The sequence below is a fragment of the Acetivibrio cellulolyticus CD2 genome, from assembly GCF_000179595.2.
GTDB classification, from domain to species: Bacteria; Bacillota; Clostridia; order Acetivibrionales; family Acetivibrionaceae; genus Acetivibrio; species Acetivibrio cellulolyticus.
In genome coordinates this window covers 192,607-212,287 of sequence record NZ_JH556659.1, presented here as the reverse complement: position 1 = coordinate 212,287, position 19,681 = coordinate 192,607, and the positions used below count along the sequence as shown (strand labels likewise).

General features: G+C 34.0%; 14 protein-coding genes. 3 read left to right on the top strand and 11 right to left on the bottom strand.

The features are described 5' to 3' along the window. Positions 1 to 35: 35 nt before the first annotated feature. From ACECE_RS0221090 to ACECE_RS0221080, 3 genes are all read right to left on the bottom strand, one after another. Positions 36 to 1,880, bottom strand: a complete 1,845-nt coding sequence (locus ACECE_RS0221090) for a sensor histidine kinase (protein ID WP_010250850.1) — start codon at positions 1,878 to 1,880, stop codon at positions 36 to 38. Further along, on the bottom strand, positions 1,877 to 3,640 hold the full coding sequence (locus ACECE_RS0221085) for a sensor histidine kinase (protein ID WP_010250848.1): 1,764 nt from the start codon (positions 3,638 to 3,640) through the stop codon (positions 1,877 to 1,879). The genes ACECE_RS0221090 and ACECE_RS0221085 overlap by 4 nt, the downstream gene beginning before the upstream one ends. Positions 3,641 to 3,822: 182 nt before the next feature. Continuing rightward, complete coding sequence (locus tag ACECE_RS0221080) at positions 3,823 to 4,488, bottom strand: response regulator transcription factor (protein ID WP_010250846.1); 666 nt, start codon at positions 4,486 to 4,488, stop codon at positions 3,823 to 3,825. Positions 4,489 to 4,925: 437 nt separating this feature from the next. On the opposite strand from ACECE_RS0221080, the gene ACECE_RS0221075 reads away from it, so the two are divergent. Then, on the top strand, positions 4,926 to 5,942 hold the full coding sequence (locus ACECE_RS0221075) for an SDR family oxidoreductase (protein ID WP_010250844.1): 1,017 nt from the start codon (positions 4,926 to 4,928) through the stop codon (positions 5,940 to 5,942). Between the two features lie 38 nt (positions 5,943 to 5,980). Here ACECE_RS0221075 and ACECE_RS0221070 read toward each other — a convergent pair whose 3' ends face one another. Next, positions 5,981 to 7,051 carry an anti-sigma factor domain-containing protein gene (locus ACECE_RS0221070; protein ID WP_010250842.1) on the bottom strand — a complete coding sequence of 357 codons (1,071 nt, stop codon included), beginning with the start codon at positions 7,049 to 7,051 and terminating at the stop codon, positions 5,981 to 5,983. Between the two features lie 7 nt (positions 7,052 to 7,058). Beyond that, positions 7,059 to 7,802: an RNA polymerase sigma-I factor gene (gene sigI / locus ACECE_RS0221065; RefSeq protein WP_010250840.1), complete on the bottom strand. Its 744-nt coding sequence runs from the start codon at positions 7,800 to 7,802 to the stop codon at positions 7,059 to 7,061. 309 nt (positions 7,803 to 8,111) lie between these two features. Between sigI and ACECE_RS28440 the strand changes: the two genes are divergently transcribed. Both ACECE_RS28440 and ACECE_RS0221055 read left to right on the top strand, forming a co-directional pair. Further along, positions 8,112 to 9,716, top strand: a complete 1,605-nt coding sequence (locus tag ACECE_RS28440; RefSeq protein ID WP_010250838.1) for a coiled-coil domain-containing protein — start codon at positions 8,112 to 8,114, stop codon at positions 9,714 to 9,716. 321 nt (positions 9,717 to 10,037) lie between these two features. Then, positions 10,038 to 10,475: a DUF3788 domain-containing protein gene (locus tag ACECE_RS0221055; protein ID WP_010250836.1), complete on the top strand. Its 438-nt coding sequence runs from the start codon at positions 10,038 to 10,040 to the stop codon at positions 10,473 to 10,475. 111 nt (positions 10,476 to 10,586) lie between these two features. Here the strand turns inward: ACECE_RS0221055 and ACECE_RS0221050 are convergent, their stop codons facing one another. The 6 genes from ACECE_RS0221050 to polC all read right to left on the bottom strand — a co-directional run bounded on the left by ACECE_RS0221050 (position 10,587) and on the right by polC (position 19,655). Further along, positions 10,587 to 11,444, bottom strand: a complete 858-nt coding sequence (locus ACECE_RS0221050; RefSeq protein WP_010250833.1) for an AraC family transcriptional regulator — start codon at positions 11,442 to 11,444, stop codon at positions 10,587 to 10,589. 169 nt (positions 11,445 to 11,613) lie between these two features. Next, positions 11,614 to 12,588 carry a DUF6273 domain-containing protein gene (locus tag ACECE_RS0221045; protein ID WP_010250832.1) on the bottom strand — a complete coding sequence of 325 codons (975 nt, stop codon included), beginning with the start codon at positions 12,586 to 12,588 and terminating at the stop codon, positions 11,614 to 11,616. 227 nt (positions 12,589 to 12,815) lie between these two features. Then, a complete protein-coding gene (locus tag ACECE_RS0221035) occupies positions 12,816 to 13,775 on the bottom strand; it encodes a hypothetical protein (protein WP_010250829.1) in 960 nt (319 codons plus the stop codon). Between the two features lie 12 nt (positions 13,776 to 13,787). Then, complete coding sequence (locus tag ACECE_RS0221030) at positions 13,788 to 14,708, bottom strand: M56 family metallopeptidase (RefSeq protein WP_010250827.1); 921 nt, start codon at positions 14,706 to 14,708, stop codon at positions 13,788 to 13,790. A 5-nt stretch (positions 14,709 to 14,713) separates the two neighbouring features. Further along, the gene (locus ACECE_RS0221025) at positions 14,714 to 15,073 is read right to left on the bottom strand and encodes a BlaI/MecI/CopY family transcriptional regulator (RefSeq protein ID WP_010250826.1); all 360 of its coding nucleotides are present in this window, start codon (positions 15,071 to 15,073) and stop codon (positions 14,714 to 14,716) included. A gap of 241 nt (positions 15,074 to 15,314) precedes the next feature. After that, positions 15,315 to 19,655 carry a DNA polymerase III subunit alpha gene (polC, locus tag ACECE_RS0221020; protein ID WP_010250824.1) on the bottom strand — a complete coding sequence of 1,447 codons (4,341 nt, stop codon included), beginning with the start codon at positions 19,653 to 19,655 and terminating at the stop codon, positions 15,315 to 15,317. Between the last annotated feature and the right edge of the window lie 26 nt (positions 19,656 to 19,681).

Genomic DNA, 19,681 nt, shown 5'->3' with positions numbered 1-19,681 from the left:
AATCCAACTACTGCTTGTAAATTCCTATGTTGTTTTTACATTTCTTGAAGGTTTATAGAACCAAAAGGTAATTCCATATGAAGTGAAAAGCCTTGATTTTCATCTAGCGATCCATAACTTATTGTTCCCCCCAACTCGTGGCACAAATTCTCAATTAACTTTAATCCTTTATCTGATTCTAAATTGTCATATCCTTTTCCATCATCTGTTATTATCATATTAAAGCTTGCTTCGTCTGTTTGCAGAATTATATATACAGTATTTGCCTGGCGTTTGGCACATGAGTTTTCAAGTGTTTCACGGCATGTAATATAAATTGCGTATCGGATGTGATAGGGTATACCTCTTTTAGCTCCCTCAAAAAATATCTGTATATTCATGTTGCTTTTTCCTGCTAATAGCTTTTCAAGGGTTTTAATAAAGATATCGTTTTCGATCAACTTGTTCTTCTGGTAATATATTGAACTCCTTATTTCACTTAACCCATCCTTTGTTGTTTGAATCATTCTTTTTAAATTCACTTCAACATTGCCATCATTGTTAAGGATTGATTGTCTGCATATTTCCGTTATATTAAGAATGTCTTTAAAAGTATCTTCAATCGAAGTATACAACTCTTTCAATATCCTGTTGCGTTCGTTGGTTATTGCAATCTCCTCCGATATAAGCGATTGCCTTAGTAGTTCTTCATTAGCGTCCATAAGCTGTTGGTTCAAGGATAATATTTCGTTATTTTTGTTTTCCAGTTCCATATTCAGATTATTGAATTCTGTTACGTCTGTAAACACTACAATCTTTGATAATAATTGTCCTTTTCTATTAGAAATACTCTGTATATCAACTTTAAAAAATTTCGTTATTCCTTGCTTGATATTTAATATTGAGTTGTCAGACCTAGATTCAGAAAGCATTATGGAATCAAGTAAAAGTTGACTTTCAGATGTTTTCTGGGATATCTCCTTAAGATGATCTATAAGCCCGAGGGCTGATGTATCTTTCCTTAGAACATCTTTTTCTGATATTAGCCTGGTGAGTGAATTATTAAAACTAACTATGTTGGAATCTGCGTCCAATATCAAAACACCATCATCCATTGAGTTTATTAATGAGGAAAATGACACAGGAACTATGCTAAAAAAGTTGTAGCGCAATGAACCATAGAAAAAGAAAACCGATGAAAAAAGTACAAATAGCAGAGGTTTTATCTCAATATTCCAGTTGAACAAGAGTTGTAAAATAAGATTCACTATTATTATTGCAACTAGTATAACCATAAAAAATATTTTATGTCTTATCCTTTGTTTCTCTTCATATTGTTTTTTGGCAAGAAGTATTAATCCCGCAACAAAATACACTACCACTGTAAAAAACAATGCATAATATGCCGGTCCAAAGCTTCTGGGACCATTAAGAGGTACAATATACATAAATTGATGAAAATAGTTGGTTAGTAGTAAAACATAAAAAATCCCATGAGGAATAAAAAGCAGGAAAATATTCTTGCGTTTACAAGCCCATTTATTTTCAGTCAGAAACAAACAGAATATAAGCCATCCGGGTCCCATTGCACAGATTCCCAAATATGAAAACCATAAAGGTCCAAATCGGGTCAAATAAGTTCTTGAAGTAGTAATATTTTCAAAAGCAAGTCCTATTGTCCAAGTAATCATAGATAAATTCATGAATATGTAACTTTTTAGGACATTGTCCCTTTTGGCATTATGATAAACAAAGAATATCAAAAAAAAGCCTATAAAAATAGTTATGACCTGTGATAGTGACGAAATTTGCTCAGCATTCCAAAGGCTTACAGGAGTTTTAAAGTGCCACTGATCATTGAAGAAAAAGTCTGAAATTTTAAAATATTCTACAAGCTTCATGACTTTGACACCCTCCTTATAGGTATTTCCGCTCGTACAATAAAACCTTTCTGTCCGGATTTATCAGATGTAAAAAATACTTCACCGCCAATTTCAGATATTCTGTACTCTATTCCTTTTAATCCAATCCCTTTATAAACTAAATCACAACCAACTCCGTCATCAGCAATTTCAAGGACTATTTTATTGTTTTTCTCTCCTATTGAAACATATATGTTTTTAGCCATACCATGCTTTAATGAGTTATTAATGGATTCCTGGCATATCCTATAAATATTATGACGAATAGTATACTCTAAAATCTCTACATCTGTATTAAGTTTTAATTCAATTGCTATACCTGACTTGCGATAGGATTTAAATAGCTTTCTCAACATATCTTTAAGAGACTGCTGTAAAATTGCATTCTTATCATTAACTGAAGAGGTTATATTAAATAGCAATTCGTTTGTAGTGGAAGCCATTTCTTCTAGATAGCCTAAAGCATCATCTTTTCGGTTTGTTAATAAAAAAGTCTCAACACATCTTGCAAGTGCAAGATTACTTGTATAAGCCTGACCTATATTATCATGCAGATCGCTTAATATACTGTTTCTTTCTCTTGTTATGGCAAGCTCTTCAGACATTAGTGTATGTCTAAGGATTTTTTCATTGGTATTTTTTAATTCCAGATTAATTTTTTCCAGCTCACAATTTTTTTGCTTCAGATTTTGATTTAAATTGTGAATTGCAGTAATATCATTAAAGGAAATTAGCTTTCCGATTTTTTTCCCCTTCCTGTTTGCTACATTTTGTATCAATACAAAATACCATTTATCCACAGGAGCATTCACATGAATATTACCGGATACGTTTTTATCTATATCATTCAGCATTGAATCCAATATATTCTGACTTTCCATATCTAATACCATTAATTGTCTTAAATTTTCGATAAATACCTCTAAATAATCAGATTCTTTAACCATTGCCACACTTCCAAAGGAATTCACAAATGACGAGTTAAAGTCTACAATATTATTATTTTTATTTGTTATCAGTATTGACTGCTCCATATTCTGAACAATAGATGCGATTGACCTTGGAACTATATCAAAGAGTTTGTAGTTTACTGAAACTGAATATATTATTATGTGATAGCCTGCAAGCAGACAAAGGGGTACAAGTTCAAAGTGTTTCAAATATTGAATCCTGACATAAAAAGAAACTGGTATAAAAGCTAAAACAACCACCAAAAAAGTCTTTTGCCTGAAAGTAAATCCGGGATTCCTAAAAAAACTGATTAACAGGATAATATTGGATAAAAATACATATACGGCTTCCAGATACAGTATAAAATAGTACCCGGCATTGTAATACATATCAACGGAATGACCTGGGCGAATACATTCCAAATTTTGTGGTGGATTGGTTATTATAAGAATAACAAAAATTGTAGGAATTAAGGCAATAATATTAAGTATACATGCCTTTTTTCTATTTTTTAATGAAATAAAAGAGGCAAATATAAACCACGAATACCCTATAAAACAAAGTCCACTATAAGTAAACATACAGGGAAAAAGAGTATATATAAATTTGCCTTCGCTTGAAAGCTCAAGTAAAAATCCTGTAGATGCTATTATTATTGATAAAGGTAAAAACAGTAAATTCAATTTGGTCTTAATACTTTTTGATTTAAAATATATGTCGCAAAACAATGCAGAAGCATAGACAAATGTTATTACCATTATTATATAGTTTATAATCAAATTTGGCATATTTAATCTATCCTTGCTATTTTTTCTAAAAATACTAACTTTACTTTTCAATTTTCAAATTATCGCAACATGCTTAAGTAAGGTTAGGCAATACTATAGATTTGTATTTAATATATTTATACGCCGTTTATTATTATATTTCAAGTGACAAACGTAATGACTTTTTATGCATTTTGTAACATTTACAGAATTTTATTCTTTATAGCAAAAAGCGAAAGTTGCATTCGATCCGTAAGATCCAGTTTTCTCAATATTTTTGATATCTGATTTCTTATGTGACCTTCTGATATAAACATTATTTTTGAAATATCCTTATAGCTCTTACCATTAACCAGATGTCTTATAATTTCAACATCCTGCACTGATAAAAGCGGTTTGCCGTTATTATCAAACAATGATTGAACTGATTGGGTTTCTGGTTCGGATTTTTTACTTTTTCTTGTTATGGAATCAAAAACATCCTTATGTACTGTGTAAAAACCTTTATAGGCATTTTTAATGGCTGCTATGAGCTCGTCAGGTTCTATATCTTTAAGTATGTAGCCGTCTGCTCCGCTTCCGATAGCTGCTTGAATATCCTCTTCTTCCTTAAATGTAGTCAATATCATAACTTTTATCTGAGGATACTTTTCCTTGATAAGCTCTGTACCTTCAACTCCATCAACACCAGGCATTCTAAGATCCATAAGCACAATATCCGGGATGAGCTCTGAGCACTTTTCAAAGGCTTCCCTTCCATTTGATGCCGTTCCGACAACTTCAATTTCACTACTTACCTGTAGCATAATTTTTATGCTGTTTCTAAGAATAGCAACATCATCAACCACCAGTACCTTAATCATTCCCATTTATATCACCTTTCAGATAAAATCAAATAAAGAATCTGTCGAATTTAAACAATATTAGTATATCAAATAGTATTATACAATGCTACTTTCGGTAGATGAAGTTTTTTTAATAAATTCAAAAAATACTGAAAAAATAAAATACTTGGTCCTTTTATAATGGCTAATCTTAGAGTCATAATCAGAAAATATCTCTTGTTTTCTTAATGAGGTAGTAATCCCAAATAGATTTTTAAAATTTTTGTGTATTCTATTATAGTATACTTATTCTAAATAATGCTATAATACTTTATGAAAACACTATATTGTAAAAGGAAGTATAATTTGGATTTCATAAAAGCATTCAGAAAATTCCTTCATGAAATGGGTATGACTATTAATTTTCACGAAAATATTTATAAGCTATCCGCAAGAGCTGCTATCTAAGAGGAGAGGTAATTATGAGAGCTTTATTCATAGGTGGAACAGGAATAATCAGTACTGCAATTTCAAAAAAGCTGTCCGAAACCGATTGTGAACTTTTTGTTCTGAACCGAGGTAACCGCAATTCAGTATTACCAGAAAACGTTAAATGCATTAAGGTGGATATTAACAACGAAAAAGACACAGCGGAAAAAATAAGAGATTTGGAATTTGATGTTGTATGTGATTTCATAGGCTTTGTACCTTCACAGCTTGAACGGGACTATCGCTTGTTCAAGGACAAGACAAAGCAGTTTATTTATATAAGTTCTGCGTCAGCATACCAGAAGCCGCTAGCCAATTACAAAGTTAATGAGGGTACGCCGCTTTCAAATCCATATTGGGAATACTCACGGAACAAAATCGCCTGCGAGGATTTTCTGATGAAAATGTATCGTGAAAATAGTTTTCCTATTACAATCGTAAGACCAAGTCACACCTATGACGAACGTTCTGTTCCGTTAGGAGTCCATGGCAAAAAAGGCAGCTGGCAGGTCGTAAAGCGTATGATGGATGGCAAGCCTGTTATACTTCACGGTGATGGAACTTCTCTCTGGACAATGACACATAACAGCGATTTTGCAAAAGGTTTTATCGGACTTATGGGTAACATTCACGCAATCGGTGAGGTATTTCAGATTACTTCTGACGAAACTCTGACTTGGAATCAAATTTATCAGGCTATAGCTAATTGCCTTGGGGTGGAATTTAAACCTTATTACGTTCCATCTGATTTTCTGGCAGCTGTAAGCAATTATGATTTTACAGGCAGTTTAATTGGAGACAAGGCAAATTCAGTGGTTTTTGATAACAGCAAGTTAAAAAATGCCGTACCGGATTTTAAGGCGAGTGTCAGATTTGACAAGGGTATTGAAAATACAATCAGATACGTTATTGAGCATAAGGAATGTCAGATTGAAGACCTGGAATTTGATCAATGGTGCGACAAGATAATTAATTTATTGGAAAAAGCTAAAGGTGAGATTTTAGTTTGATTTATTTAAGTAATCCACCTCTAGCTCAACCTTTAGTTCTACCTTGACTTTGGATTTTTCACCACCTCTGCTTCTACCACAGGCTTTGGAACGGTGTCTATATTCGTCTCTGATTTATGCTTTTGCTCTTGTTTGTCTATCGGTTCTGTTTTGTCTATCGGTTCTGTTTTGTCTTTTGGTTCTGTTTTGTCTTTTAGTTCTGCTTTGTCTTTTGGTTCTGCTTTGTCTTTTGGTTCTGCTTTATCTTTTAGTTCTGCTTTGTCTTTTGGTTCTGATTTGTCTATCATATCTTTTTTCTCTTTTGACTTCGGAATAGACCTTTGATGCATATCTTTTTTACTATCTTGTATTACATCAGCATCTTCAATTTTAACTTTTTTCAATGTATCACCAATGTCTTTAGTTTTAATTTCTTCTATGCCAATATCCACACCTTGCTCTTTGGCTTTTTCATAGACTAGGCTTCTTCCTATTGAAATTTCATTCTTTTCTGCCAATTCCTTGTATTTATTACCAATACCTACGACTTCTGATTTAATATTTTCATTACCATACACATCAACAGCATTTTTACAGACATCAATTAACTTGCTGAATTCTTCACAATTATTTTTCACTTTATCTCTTGATTCTGAACTGTTTGTTTCTTTCAAACATGCTGATATAAGAATAGTTCTTTCATTTGTGTTTGACTTGCTAATCACTTCCCTTATGGCTTCATCTATAGTTTTGGATTTTAAGTTCATATCTCTTATTAATTTATTTGTTTCATCATTAAAAGAACTTACTTTTAGCACCTTGTTGCTTTTATCTACTTCAAATTCCATACTGGTATTCAAATCAATTGCTACATAGGCATATACTTTATTTTCATTAAATGAGTTGAACAAAGTGAGTAGAATTATAAATATTGCAGCAATTCCTGCAACAATTCTGGAAGAAATAATTATTTTTTTCTTTTTACCCGTAATTTCTTTATTATTGAACCAAATCTCTAAACCTACATACATTCCAGGTTGAGTTTTTATTGAAACAATTTGGCAATCAGCAGTCATAACAACCGCCAAACCATTCTTAAACTTTAAAATTGTCCCTTTTTGTTTTTTCATATATATTTCACCTTCCTATTGTATCAGCTATATAATTTTTTAGTACATCCATATCACTTCTTAATACAAAAACCATAGCAATAATAAATTTTCTGTTTTTTTCCAACGTCCTTTGACACAGGTTAATTCGCTTAGTAAGCTCTTTGTATGGTAGAGTTTTGTTTGTTTGAAGTATTTGGTATAACAAATCATTTTCTACGACAATTTTTGCAACATTAAGACATAGTCTTCTTGTATCATTATGTTTAGGAGAACAAGATATCAAGTCTTCAATTGTTATTTTATACTCAAGCATCTTTAACTCAAGGTTTTTGATTTCCTCTTTGACATCAAAACTGCCACTATAGTCAGAGCTGATATCATGTAAGTATTTTTCTTCAAAATCGCTACTGCTAGAGTCAGAAAAATATGAAAAGGGCAAAGTAATATCGTTCTTCTTTGTGCTTCTCATATAGTCTATGATTCGCCTTTTCATCACTTGGCTTGAAAACTTCGTAAACATACTTTTTCTTTCTATATCATAGCATTCGATAGCTTCATTAAAGGCAATAAGTGCAATACTATATTCATCACTATGAACCAGATTATTTTTCTTCCCGGTTATTTGTGATACACATTTTAATATAAAAGGTTTGTAGTCATCAATAAACTTATTTCTCAAGAGTAAATCGCCATTTTTAATTTTTCTGATTATCTCTATTAAAGATTCTTTTTCGTGTATTAACTTATTATATAGCTGTAAATTTAACAATGAATATTCACCCCTTTATAGCTACATTCGAATATTGAATCATTTTTTATTCGTTAATGCCAATCAAACTAATTTATAAAAATTAAAATGTACCGAACAAAAGAAAAACACAAACCCGAAAATCTCAGACGAAAGGAATTATTAGCTACATAAGATTAAATAAGTGCTAATACAGTTGTTGTAATCCAACTAACAATTAAGCCATTGTGTTTTGTATATAAACTATATAAAATTCAGACCTTGTTTATTATCAAACAGCAAATTTTATATGGTTTGTTAAATAAAAATAATAATAAAGGAGAATGAAAAATGAAAAAATTTGTAAGTTCAGTATTAACAGTAGCATTATCAGTCTCTATTTCAATGGGTGCTTTTGCTTCACAAAATGTTGTTCCAAATGAGGTTCCTGTCAAACCTGCTCAAAACATACTTCATCCACACTATTTTGATTCCTTGGTTGAAAAGCATGAAATAGAAGCTGCAACAGCAACATTCAATGCTGAAATAGCAACAATAACAGAAAACATTAAGGCTGTAAAAGAAGAAATCAAAACATTAAGAGGGGTTCAACCAGTCGATGAGGAAGCAATATCGGTATTAATCGAAAAGGAAAAAGCTTTAAATAGCGATCTTAAAGCTAAAAGAGATGCTTTAAACAAGATGATTGAAAGAATTAAATTGGTTCTAAAATTTGGCGAAGAGGCAGTTGCAAAAATCGAAGCTGCAGAGGCTGCATTCAAGGCTGAAGAAACTGTTATCAATGAGAAAAAAGAAGCAATAAAGTCAAAAATTGAAGCTTTAAAAGCTGTTGAACCAGTTGACGAAGTTGCTATAACAGCACTTGTTGAAGAAGAAAAAACTTTAAATAATGATCTTAAAGCTAAAAGAGATGCTTTGCACAAGCTGGTTGAAAGAATTAAATTGGTAGCACAATTGGGCGAAGAGGCAGTTGCAAAAATTGAAGCTGCAGAAGCTACATTCAAAGCTGAAGAAACTGTTATCAATGGAAAAAAAGAAGCAATAAAGTCAAAAATTGAGGCTTTAAAAGCTGTTGAACCAGTTGACGAAGTTGCTATAGCAGCACTTGTAGTAGAAGAAAAAACTTTAAATGATGACCTTAAAGCTAAAAGAGATGCTTTACATAAGCTGGTTGAAAGAATTAAATTAGTTGCAAAATTTGGCGAAGAAGCAGTTGCAAAAATCGAAGCTGCAGAAGCTGCATTCAAATCTGAAGAAACTGTTATAAATGAAAAAAAAGAAGCAATAAAGTCAAAAATTGAAGCTTTAAAAGCTGCTGAACCAGTTGACGAGGCTGCTATAGCAGCACTTGTAGAAGAAGAAAAAGCTTTAAATGATGATCTTAAAGCTAAAAGAGATACTTTACACAAGCTGGTTGAAAGAATTAAATTAGTTGCAGAATATGGCGAAGCGGTAGCTGCACAAATTGAAGCTGCACAAGCTGCATTCAAAGCTGAAGAAACTGTTATAAATGGAAAAAGAGAAGTAATAAAGTCAAAAATCGAAGCTTTGAGAGCTGTTGAACCAATTGACGAGGTTGCTATAGCAGCACTTTTATTAGAAGAAAAAACTTTAAATGATGACCTTAAAGCTAAAAGAGATGCTTTACACAAGCTGGTTGAAAGAATTAAATTAGTTGCAAAGTATGGTGAAGATTTAATAGCAGGAATCGAAAGTGCTCAGGCTACATTTCAGGCAAAGATTATTGCTTTAGAAGCAAACAAAGAAGCAATAAAAGCCCAAATTAAAGCATTGAGAGAAGTTAAACCAGTTGATGAAACAGCTATTGCACCACTTCGTGAGCAAGAGAAAGAATTGAATGATATGATTAGAATTGAAAAAGAAACTTTTGACAAGCTAATTGAAGTTATGGTTATTGATGCAATAATTGAATAATATGAAAGTAATAAAAAACGGAATTTCTCGGTAAACAGCCGAAAAATTCCGTTTTTAACTCATTTGAAAAACCTTTTATCGATCTATGACCCACCTGCAAAAAATAAAACTACAGCTTGCAGTTACTCACTGCAGCATTGACGGCTACCTCATTTTTTGGTATTAGTTGACAAGCCATAACATATGTAATACATTAATGTTAACGTTTCTAAAGCATTGATGCAATTTCGTGTTTTTACTAGTAGAATCTAATTAAACAACAAAAAAGAAAATTAACGCATATATGAGAATAAATTCGATAGAATAATTTGGGAGGTTCTTATGAAATGGAATGAAATATTTAATGCGGATCAGATTCCGTCTTTTGAAGATATAAGAGCTTATATTGGGGATGCAACTCCTATTTGGGACGAATTGCTTTCATATATTGAGGAAACATATAAGTCTAAACCTCAATTAGACTACAGCAAATGTGCTGCACAGCCGGGTTGGAATGTGAAGTACAAAAAAAGTAGCAAGTCTCTATGTACACTATATCCGATGCCAGGTTACTTTATTGCTTTAGTTGTGGTCGGGACAAAGGAAGAGAATGAAGTGGAGTTAGCAATAGATGCAGGAAGGTTTTCAGACTATGTAAAGGAACTCTACCAAAACACAGCTTTTTCAGCTATGGGGAGATGGCTAATGATAGAGGTCAAACATAAAGAGATTTTAAACGATATAAAGGGTTTAATAGAAATCAGAGTGAAGTCAAGGTAAAAACATAATTAAAATTGACTGGAGAACAACTTTTTTTACAAATAGTAACTATAGGAATAACGAAAAAACTGCCCCAGTAATAGGACAGTATCTCCAACTAATATCTTTTCCTTACTTCTTGATCGGAACCCAATATTCACATCTGTAATCAGGGGCTGTAAAGTCACCTTCAGAATAAATTTCGAGTTCAGGTGCACACTCATGCTGATATCCTGTAGATGGGAACCACTCTGAAAACACACGCATTTCAACATTCTGTAAAGACTCAGGCATTGGTCCGACTGCTTCAAATACAGCCCAGGTAGCTGCAGGTATTCTTTCAATAACATATCCTTCCGGTATTGGTTCTTTAGTTTTTTCAATTGCCAGCATGTAAGAAAAGTACCCTTCACAAAAAGTATTCAAATCGGTACAAACGCCCATGACACGAAGTTTGCCTGCATTTTGGGACAGCCACTCCATTGAACCATCTCTATTACAATTATCCCAGAATTCAGGTATAAGCTTTTTGTTTTCTCCATTAGCAGTAGTTATTTTTGTTTTTTTGCCTACAACTGTAAAAGCTTCCTTTTCAACAATCTTGTAATCCATACTCTTATCTCCTTTTATTGAAATATGAAAGGAAAGCTTAGGGTATGCCTTGAGATTTGCTCCCGGTTCGCGTGCAGCCGAAGGGCTAATTCCATGCATTTTTCTAAAAGCTTTTGTAAATGCTTCGGGCGTTTCGTAGCCATATCTGTAAGATATATCAATGATCTTATCACCTGCCATGATATCCTGTGCTGCAAGTGTAAGCCTTCTCCTTCTCACATATTCAGCTATTGTAACACCCGTTAGCATATAGTACATACGCTGAAAATGAAACGGTGATGATAGGGCTATTTTCGCCACCTTCTCAATATCAAGTTTTTCATTAATGTTAGCTTCTAGATATTCTACTGCACTGTTCATTGCATCAAGCCATTCCATAAAGCTCCTCCTCCCTATTTCTATAATAGGGTTTTTTAACATATTAATCCTGTCTTTAAATGCTATCTGATGACAGGCTGCAAGTTATCCTTCAATTTTACCAAATAAAAGAATTCAAATGCAAATGGAAAACAAGGGTATTTTGATTTAAAAAAGAACAAAGCTGTATTTAATTAATCAAATATGGATTATAATAATCACCTGTTCCAGAAGATGCAACTATGTTTTCGTCAAGATTTAAGCAGGCTGCAATACCTTGTCTTCCAAAGTATGTTCCATAATGGCTGGATAACTCTAAATCCAAATATGCAGTATAAGCTTGGTATGAACTTTCTGCATCAGGGTCCCTAAGCCAATACGCACAATAATCTTTTGTGGTCAAATTCATTTCCTTCTCAGTGTTTTGTTCTAATGCCTGTTTGGTAGGCTTCCGCCATGTGTTATAACCTCTTTTATACACATACTCATATAATTCCTTTATTGAAATTAGCCTAACCTTGTCTGAGACTTCGGTATAATAAGCATCATCATAATTCTTATATGCAGTTTCTAGGTTGAGGACATTTTTAAGCAATTTATTTCCACCCATTTTCATACCCGTATCTATTTTTGATACCAAAACTCTATTAGTCTTTTTTATAATCAGTTTTTTCTCTTCGGGTGAAAAATTACTATCACATAAAAAACCCGGCTCTTTGTCATATGAATTAGAACCTTCAAAAACATTCTCATTTGACGGCGGGTTTTGTATCCATTGTGATATTTCATTTTCAGCATTTAACCATTGATGAATATTTGAATTTTCCCAGTAATTACTTCCAAATTTCACTCTATCCCGATTTTTATGAGCAGCACCTCGAGAGTCATACGATTTTATTGTAATTACATTTTCCATGAACAATAATGGACTTCCTGCTTCATCAATATTAATTACTCTCCATAGAATTCTTTCGTTGTTATACTTGCCAAATAGAATATAGTTACCAATTTTAAACGAATTTTTTATATGATCAGTAGCTTTGGAACTATTTAAATCCTTCTCTAAGTTTCTTTTACCAATTACAGCATTATACATAAATACCCCACAAAGTAATATCATAACGATTAGAAATCCTATAAAAACAGCCTTTCTAGATTTAATCATTGATTCCCTCCTGTATATGAAATGGAGCATAGTGTATAGTAAATTTCATTTAATTTACCACGATAATACAATTTTATCTCACCAATATCCGGTTGGCAATCTCTTTTATTGGGTTTTCTTTCCATAGTATCAATTTTCAACTTTCACCCCTGCCCTGTACAGAAAAAGTGTCTTATTTGTACCGCTTGCATTTGGAAGTTATTTTTTCGTTATCCCTAAGTATAATCTTATTCTATAAAATTTGTATATATTCTTTTATGGTTGATTAATAACGTTATGAAATATGTAGTCGCACCAGAAACAAATATTACAATAAAATCAATAACTGCAAACGAAATACTTCCAATCGGCTCGAACAAAAATCCGCTGCCAAAACGGTAGAGTTTGCCATCCATCAGAATAAGCTCTCCTATGTACATAGCAACTGTTGTAGCAATAGAAGCAATCATCGGCACTACAACGGACAAAATTTTCTTTTTACCGAAGAAAATGCTGCCGATATAGACCCCAAAGGTTACACCAAAAACAATAAAGAAAATGCACATAAGCGTTGCTGACAAAGCAGAAATATTGATAGTACCATTTCTGTAAAACGCAGTAAAGCAAGCAAGAATACATAGTCCTATAAATATAACTACCGAAATCAGCTGTGCAACCAGCGGTATCTTTTTAGAAAAGTCCTTTTCTCGAAACATTTTTGTAAAGCCACAGACTACATTCACTACCGCCAGTATGATAATAATCGAAATCAAGTAGAAGTGGACTTTATATGCAGGATTGTTTTGTGCATATATTGGGTTGCCAATAGCTCGAAGAACCTCTGGCGTTGCAATACACAAACTGAGCTGCCAAGATTCAAGTGGAAGCTTCGCTTGGCTTTCAACAACGCTTATCCTTTCAAAGCCAATTTCACAAATAAAGAAGACTACTGCACCTAGTATAGATGAGGCAAGCAAGCTCCAGCGTTTAAACAATTTATAAATAACCGGCATCAGGCATACAACCAAAATCAATGCAATGCCTATAGGTGCATACGGAATGACGTATTTAGGATAATTATCTGAAGTTACAAAACCTTGGTTCAGGTAGCTTGCAAGCACCTTGAACACCATGAAAATCGGATACACTGAAACAATCAAAATGATTGCAACAGATAATATATAAAACCTTTGATACTGATTTTTCATTATTTCCCCTCCTTATAATGCTGCATTTGTAACTAGAATAATGAATATTGAAACAATTAACGCAGAAAATAAAAAAGCAGATGTTATTGTAAGTTTGCGATATGATAAAATGTTTTCAACTCGGATCTTGATTTTCGCACCCCCGAAAGCTGCAACAAATAAGTTCTTATGAGTCGCTGCATTCAGAATTGTGCAGGCATACTCCTTTTTTTCCTTGTCCTTTAGCTTCTTCAAAACATTATTATCACACGACAGCTCCATGTCCTCGAAAAAGTATCTAAGCGAAAACCAGCAAATTGGATTGAACCAATGCACGCAGCAGATAATTACTGCAGCATAACGCCATAGATTATCCTTCCGTTTGGCATGAGCCTTTTCATGCATAATAACAAAATTCAAATCGGCTTCATTTAGACCATAAGGAATAATAATCTTCGGGCGAATGATTCCATACAAAGCCGGTGAAGTAATACGGTCAGATAAAAAAATATTATCTTTATATAGAGCAGCACTTTTAATTTCAGACTTTGTAAAGGTATAAAGCAGAATAGCTGTCAACACAGCAGCAGTTGCTATGATTGCCCATACGATTGACGTTACATGAAAAACGCTTTCCAAAAGGTTCGTCTTATATTCGACCGGAAAGTATGTATTTGCTGTCTTAATTGAATTGGTGTACGCCAGTTCAGGGATAAATTTTGTGCCCTTGTACACAACTACAGTCTTTGTTGTCAAATTGGAAACAAGACTTAACAGACTGTATTTGCTCGTCACACCGAAAGGTAAAACCAAGCGAATCAATGGAATAACCCATAACATGTATACAAATGATTTTGGAATCTTTCTGACTTTTCTCAAGCAAAGAACGATAATACTGACTGCACCACCGACGATACTCATATTAAGCAACCAGTAAAATATTTCGGAAAGCATTTAAATCACCTCTTGTCGATCATCTCTTTGATTTCAGCAAGTTCTTGCTCACTCAAATCTTCTCTTTGCAGAAAAGAGGCAAAAAATGCTTTTTTGGAACCAGAATACAGCTTATCAATCAGAGATTTAGTTTCCGCCTTCTGCACATCTTTTTTCTTTATTAAAGAAGAACACATAAAGTTCGGCTCATCACGTCTGATTACAGCCTTCTCTATGAGCTTTTTAATGATGGTGTATGTCGTATTCTTATTCCAACCAATTAAATCGTTAGCAAGTAAACCAAGCTGTTTTGCACATACAGGTTCATTCTCCCAAATAATTTCCATGAGCTTTAACTCGCTGTCAAACAGTTTCAAATTATCCATGGTTACACCTCCAGACTATTGTAATCGTCTGAATCCAGACTATCACAATAGTCCAAAGTTGTCAATAGAGTCATAGTACAATATTTATAATACCATTACATTTTACTACGAACCTTATTAAAAAAACGAACTGCATAAAGATAAATATATTATTCGCCTAAACATACGACCGGTTGGCTCATCAAATTTATCTACTTTAACAGTTCGTTTTCTAAATAAAAATCAGTTTTTGCCTCTTTTACTACATCATATCGAAAAAACTCAGTTGATTGCTTTTTGGAAGGCCTTTCAAACAGCCGAATTTTTCAAGTGAATCAATAGTTGAATTTCCAATTTTAGCTCGTGACTTTAGCTCATCTATTGAGCCAAAGTGGCCTCCTTCTTTAAAGGCTGTATATATACCTTCTGCCGCAACATTACCCATACCTGATATACTGTTTAAAGGCGGTCTTATGCTGCCATCCTCAATCAAGAAATTTGTAGCATGAGATTTATATAAATCAATTGGCAGGAATTTAAAGCCTCTTTCGTACATTTCCAAAACCAATTCCAAATCATCATACATATCCTTATCCTTATTGGCAGCCTGATTGCCCTGCATTTCAATTTCCTTCATTTTTGCCTTAACGACTTCTTTTCCATTTATCATAAATTCAGCATCGAAGGCCTTTGCTCTGATAGAAAAATAGGCTGCATAATAAGCCAAAGGTATATGTACCTTAAACCAGGCAATTCTAAAGGCCATCATGATATATGCGCAAGCATGAGCCTTAGGAAACATGTATTTTATTTTTTTACAGGAATCAATATACCATTCCGGCACCTCATGTTTTCTCATCAAAGCTTCATAGTCAGGCCATTTTGGTTCCTTCAGTGCCTTTCCCTTACGAACAGTCTCCATTATCTTAAATGCAGCATTCGGAGGCAGACCTTTTTTCATCAGATATACCATAATATCGTCTCTGGTACACACTGCCTCACTTAAGGTAACTGTACCGGCATCAATCAAGTCCTTTGCATTTCCAAGCCACACATCGGTACCATGTGAAAGACCGGATATGCATATTAAATCTGCAAATTGTTTGGGCATTGTATCTAAAAGCATTCCTCTTACAAACTTGGTACCGAATTCCGGAACACCAAAGGTTCCAACCTTGGAATTTATTTGCTGCGGAGTCACACCCAATGCTTCTGTTGATGAAAATAAAGACATGGTATCCTTATCATCCATAGGTATAGTCTTCGGATCAACACCGGTAATATCCTGAAGCATTCTGATCATTGTCGGGTCATCATGGCCCAGAATATCCAGCTTCAATAAGTTCTGGTCAATTGAGTGATAGTCAAAATGCGTTGTTATTATGTCTGAATCAGGATCATCCGCTGGATGCTGTACCGGGCAGAATTCAAATATTTCACGTCCCTTGGGCACAACTATTATTCCACCGGGATGCTGTCCTGTGGTTCTTTTTATGCCCGTACAACCTTTTGCAATTCTTTCAATTTCTGCTTTATTAATATGGATTTCTCTTTCCTCATAATACTTCTTTACATAGCCAAAGGCTGTTTTATCTGCTATGGTACCTACTGTTCCAGCCTTAAAGGTCGTACCCTTTCCAAATATAACTTCTGTATATTTATGTGCTTTTGCCTGATATTCTCCGGAAAAGTTTAAGTCTATATCCGGCTCTTTATCTCCATCAAAGCCTAGGAAGGTTTCAAACGGTATGTCGATCCCATCCTTGGCAAGCATTTCTCCACAAACCGGGCAAGGTTTGTCCGGCAAGTCAAAGCCGTTATTAAAACCGTAATCTGTAAAATCGGAATATTTGCAACTTGGGCATCTGTAATGGGGCGGCAGGGCATTTACTTCTGTAATACCCGTCATATATGCAACTACAGAGGAACCAACAGAACCCCTGGATCCTACCAGATAGCCATCCTCATTTGACTTCCATACCAGCTTTTGAGCAATTATATACATTACAGAGAAACCATTCTTTATGATAGAATCAAGTTCCCTGTCAAGCCTTTGCTGAACAATTTCCGGCAACGGGTCTCCATACAACTCATGAGCCTTCCCAAAAGAAATATCCTTAATGGTCTGCTCGCACCCTTCAATATGCGGAGGGCATTTCTCAGGAGAAATCGGGCTTATCTGTTCACACATATCGGCTATCAAATTAGTGTTTGTAACTACCACCTCATAGGCCTTTTCCTCTCCTAAATAGGAAAACTCCTCAAGCATTTCATCAGTAGTTTTTAAATATAAAGGTGCCTGCTTATCTGCATCATCATAGCCCTGACCGGCTTCAAGTATACGCCTGTAAATCTCATCCTCAGGATCTAAAAAGTGAACATCACCCGTAGCAACTACAGGTTTATTTAATTGTTCACCTAAAGCAACAATTTTTCTGTTGATTTCCTTTATATATTCCTTATCTGGAACCTCTTCTTTTCTCACCAAATAATCATTATTCCCTAAAGGTTGAATTTCCAGATAATCATAATCTTTTGCAATTGTTTCAATTTCATCATCTGATTTCCCATGTAAAATTGCCTGGAAAAGCTCACCTTCACTGCAGGCACTTCCCAGAATTAACCCTTCAGAGTATTTTTTATATACACTCTTTAAAATTCGCGGTTTTTTATAAAAATAATCCAAGTGAGAATAGGAAACCAACTTATACAAATTCTTTAATCCCACATAATCCTTTGCCAATATTATGGCATGATAAGTTTTAAGTTTTTTATATTCTGACTTCTTAGCTTCTTCATCAGAACTATATGTGTCTACATCTTCAAGAGTTTGCACACCTTTTTCCTTTAGTTTTTCAAGCATTATATTAAATACCTTAACAGTAGTATCCACATCATCTAAGGCCCTGTGAGCAACATCTACCTTTATTCCGAGGTTTTTAGCTATTCTTCCTAATTTATATGATTTATAATCAGGGAAGATCTCCTTAGCTAAGGATAATGTGTCCAAATATGTAAAATCGAAATTATAGCCTAAAACCTTGGCATTATGCTTTAAGAAACCAATATCAAACTCAGCATTATGCGCTACCAAAACACTTCCCTCAATAAACTCCAGCATTTTAGGAAATACCTTTTCTATGGTTTCTGCATCCTGCACCATGTAATCGGTTATGTTTGTAACCTCTACAACTCTTGCCGGAATAGGCTTTTCAGGATTTACAAAGCAGCTAAATTGATCTATTACCTTTCCATCCTTAAGTTTCATGATGCCTACTTCAGTAATTTTTTCTGTTAATGGTGAAAAACCTGTGGTTTCCAAATCCAATACACAATACACAGTATCAATACTCTGTCCTTTGAGGTTTGTCACGGAAGGCTTTTTATCCGGTGCCAGGTAGGCCTCTACTCCATATACAACCTTCATGTTGGGATTGTCTCTTCCGAGTAGTTTATGAGCCTCTGGAAAGGACTGCACAACTCCGTGATCTGTGATTGCAATGGATTTCATACCCCAGCTCATAGCTCTTTTAATTAAATCGGTTGCACTTGACATAGCATCCATCTGACTCATCTGTGTATGCATGTGCAGTTCTACTCTTTTAACCTCTGAATTGTCCTGCCTTTTAGCCTTCTTTATACCATCCGTTTCTACTATTGTGTTGGCAATAAACTCAACTTCTCCGGAAAATTTGCTAAAGCTTGCATTTCCGGCAAGTTTAACACCCTTGGCCTTTTTGAGTCTAGATAACACTTCTCCATCCTCGCCCGGCTTAATGAAGGCCTTACAGGTCATGGAACTGGAACCATCATACAAAGCAAAGGATATTAAGGTTTTTCCGCTTTTTAATTCCTTTGCTTCAATATTGGATATTTCGCCCATTATTGCTACTCTTCCCTCATCGGGTATAATGTCCGTAATTTTTATTATAGTTTCCTTTATTTTATCATTTCTCCCTAATATCAGAGGTGTATTTTCTTTCTTTTCACCGTTTTCTGCATTTTTGTCCTGCTTTATTTGCGGAGCTTCTTTAGGTAATTCAGGTGCAGCCTTAGCTTGTTCCTTGACAAGCTGTTTTTCCTTTTCTCTTGTATCATCTTGCAGCCTTTTTAATTCTTCGCCGTTTACTTTATCAACAAAATTTATTTTATATACTGCACCATAAAGTTTCTCTATGGCTTTACCGATCTTTTTGTCATAACCCATCGCTAGCAAAACGTCGGCTGCCACAATTTTAAAGTTAAAATTTATGATATTATTTATTACCTCGAATTCAGTATCTTTTATTACTGCTTTTAAAATAGGGTGTTTATCTGCCATAGAAAATACAATATTCTTAATTTCATTCTGTATAGGCTTTTTATCCGTTCCCTCAGCATATTCTACAGTAATTTCAGTATCATTTATAGAAAACCTTTTCTTTATAAATTTATTAAGACCTTCAATCTCTTTTACATCAATATATTTATCAGAGCCGAGTTTGATCTCCAAGACTTTACTTTTCTTCTTTAAGACAGCAGCTTCTACAGTTGCAGTATTTATATTACCCTCAGCACTATAATCACTAAAAATTTCATTTATCCTTTTTAAGTTGCTTCCCAAAGTTCTTCCTCCGTAAATTCTCAGTA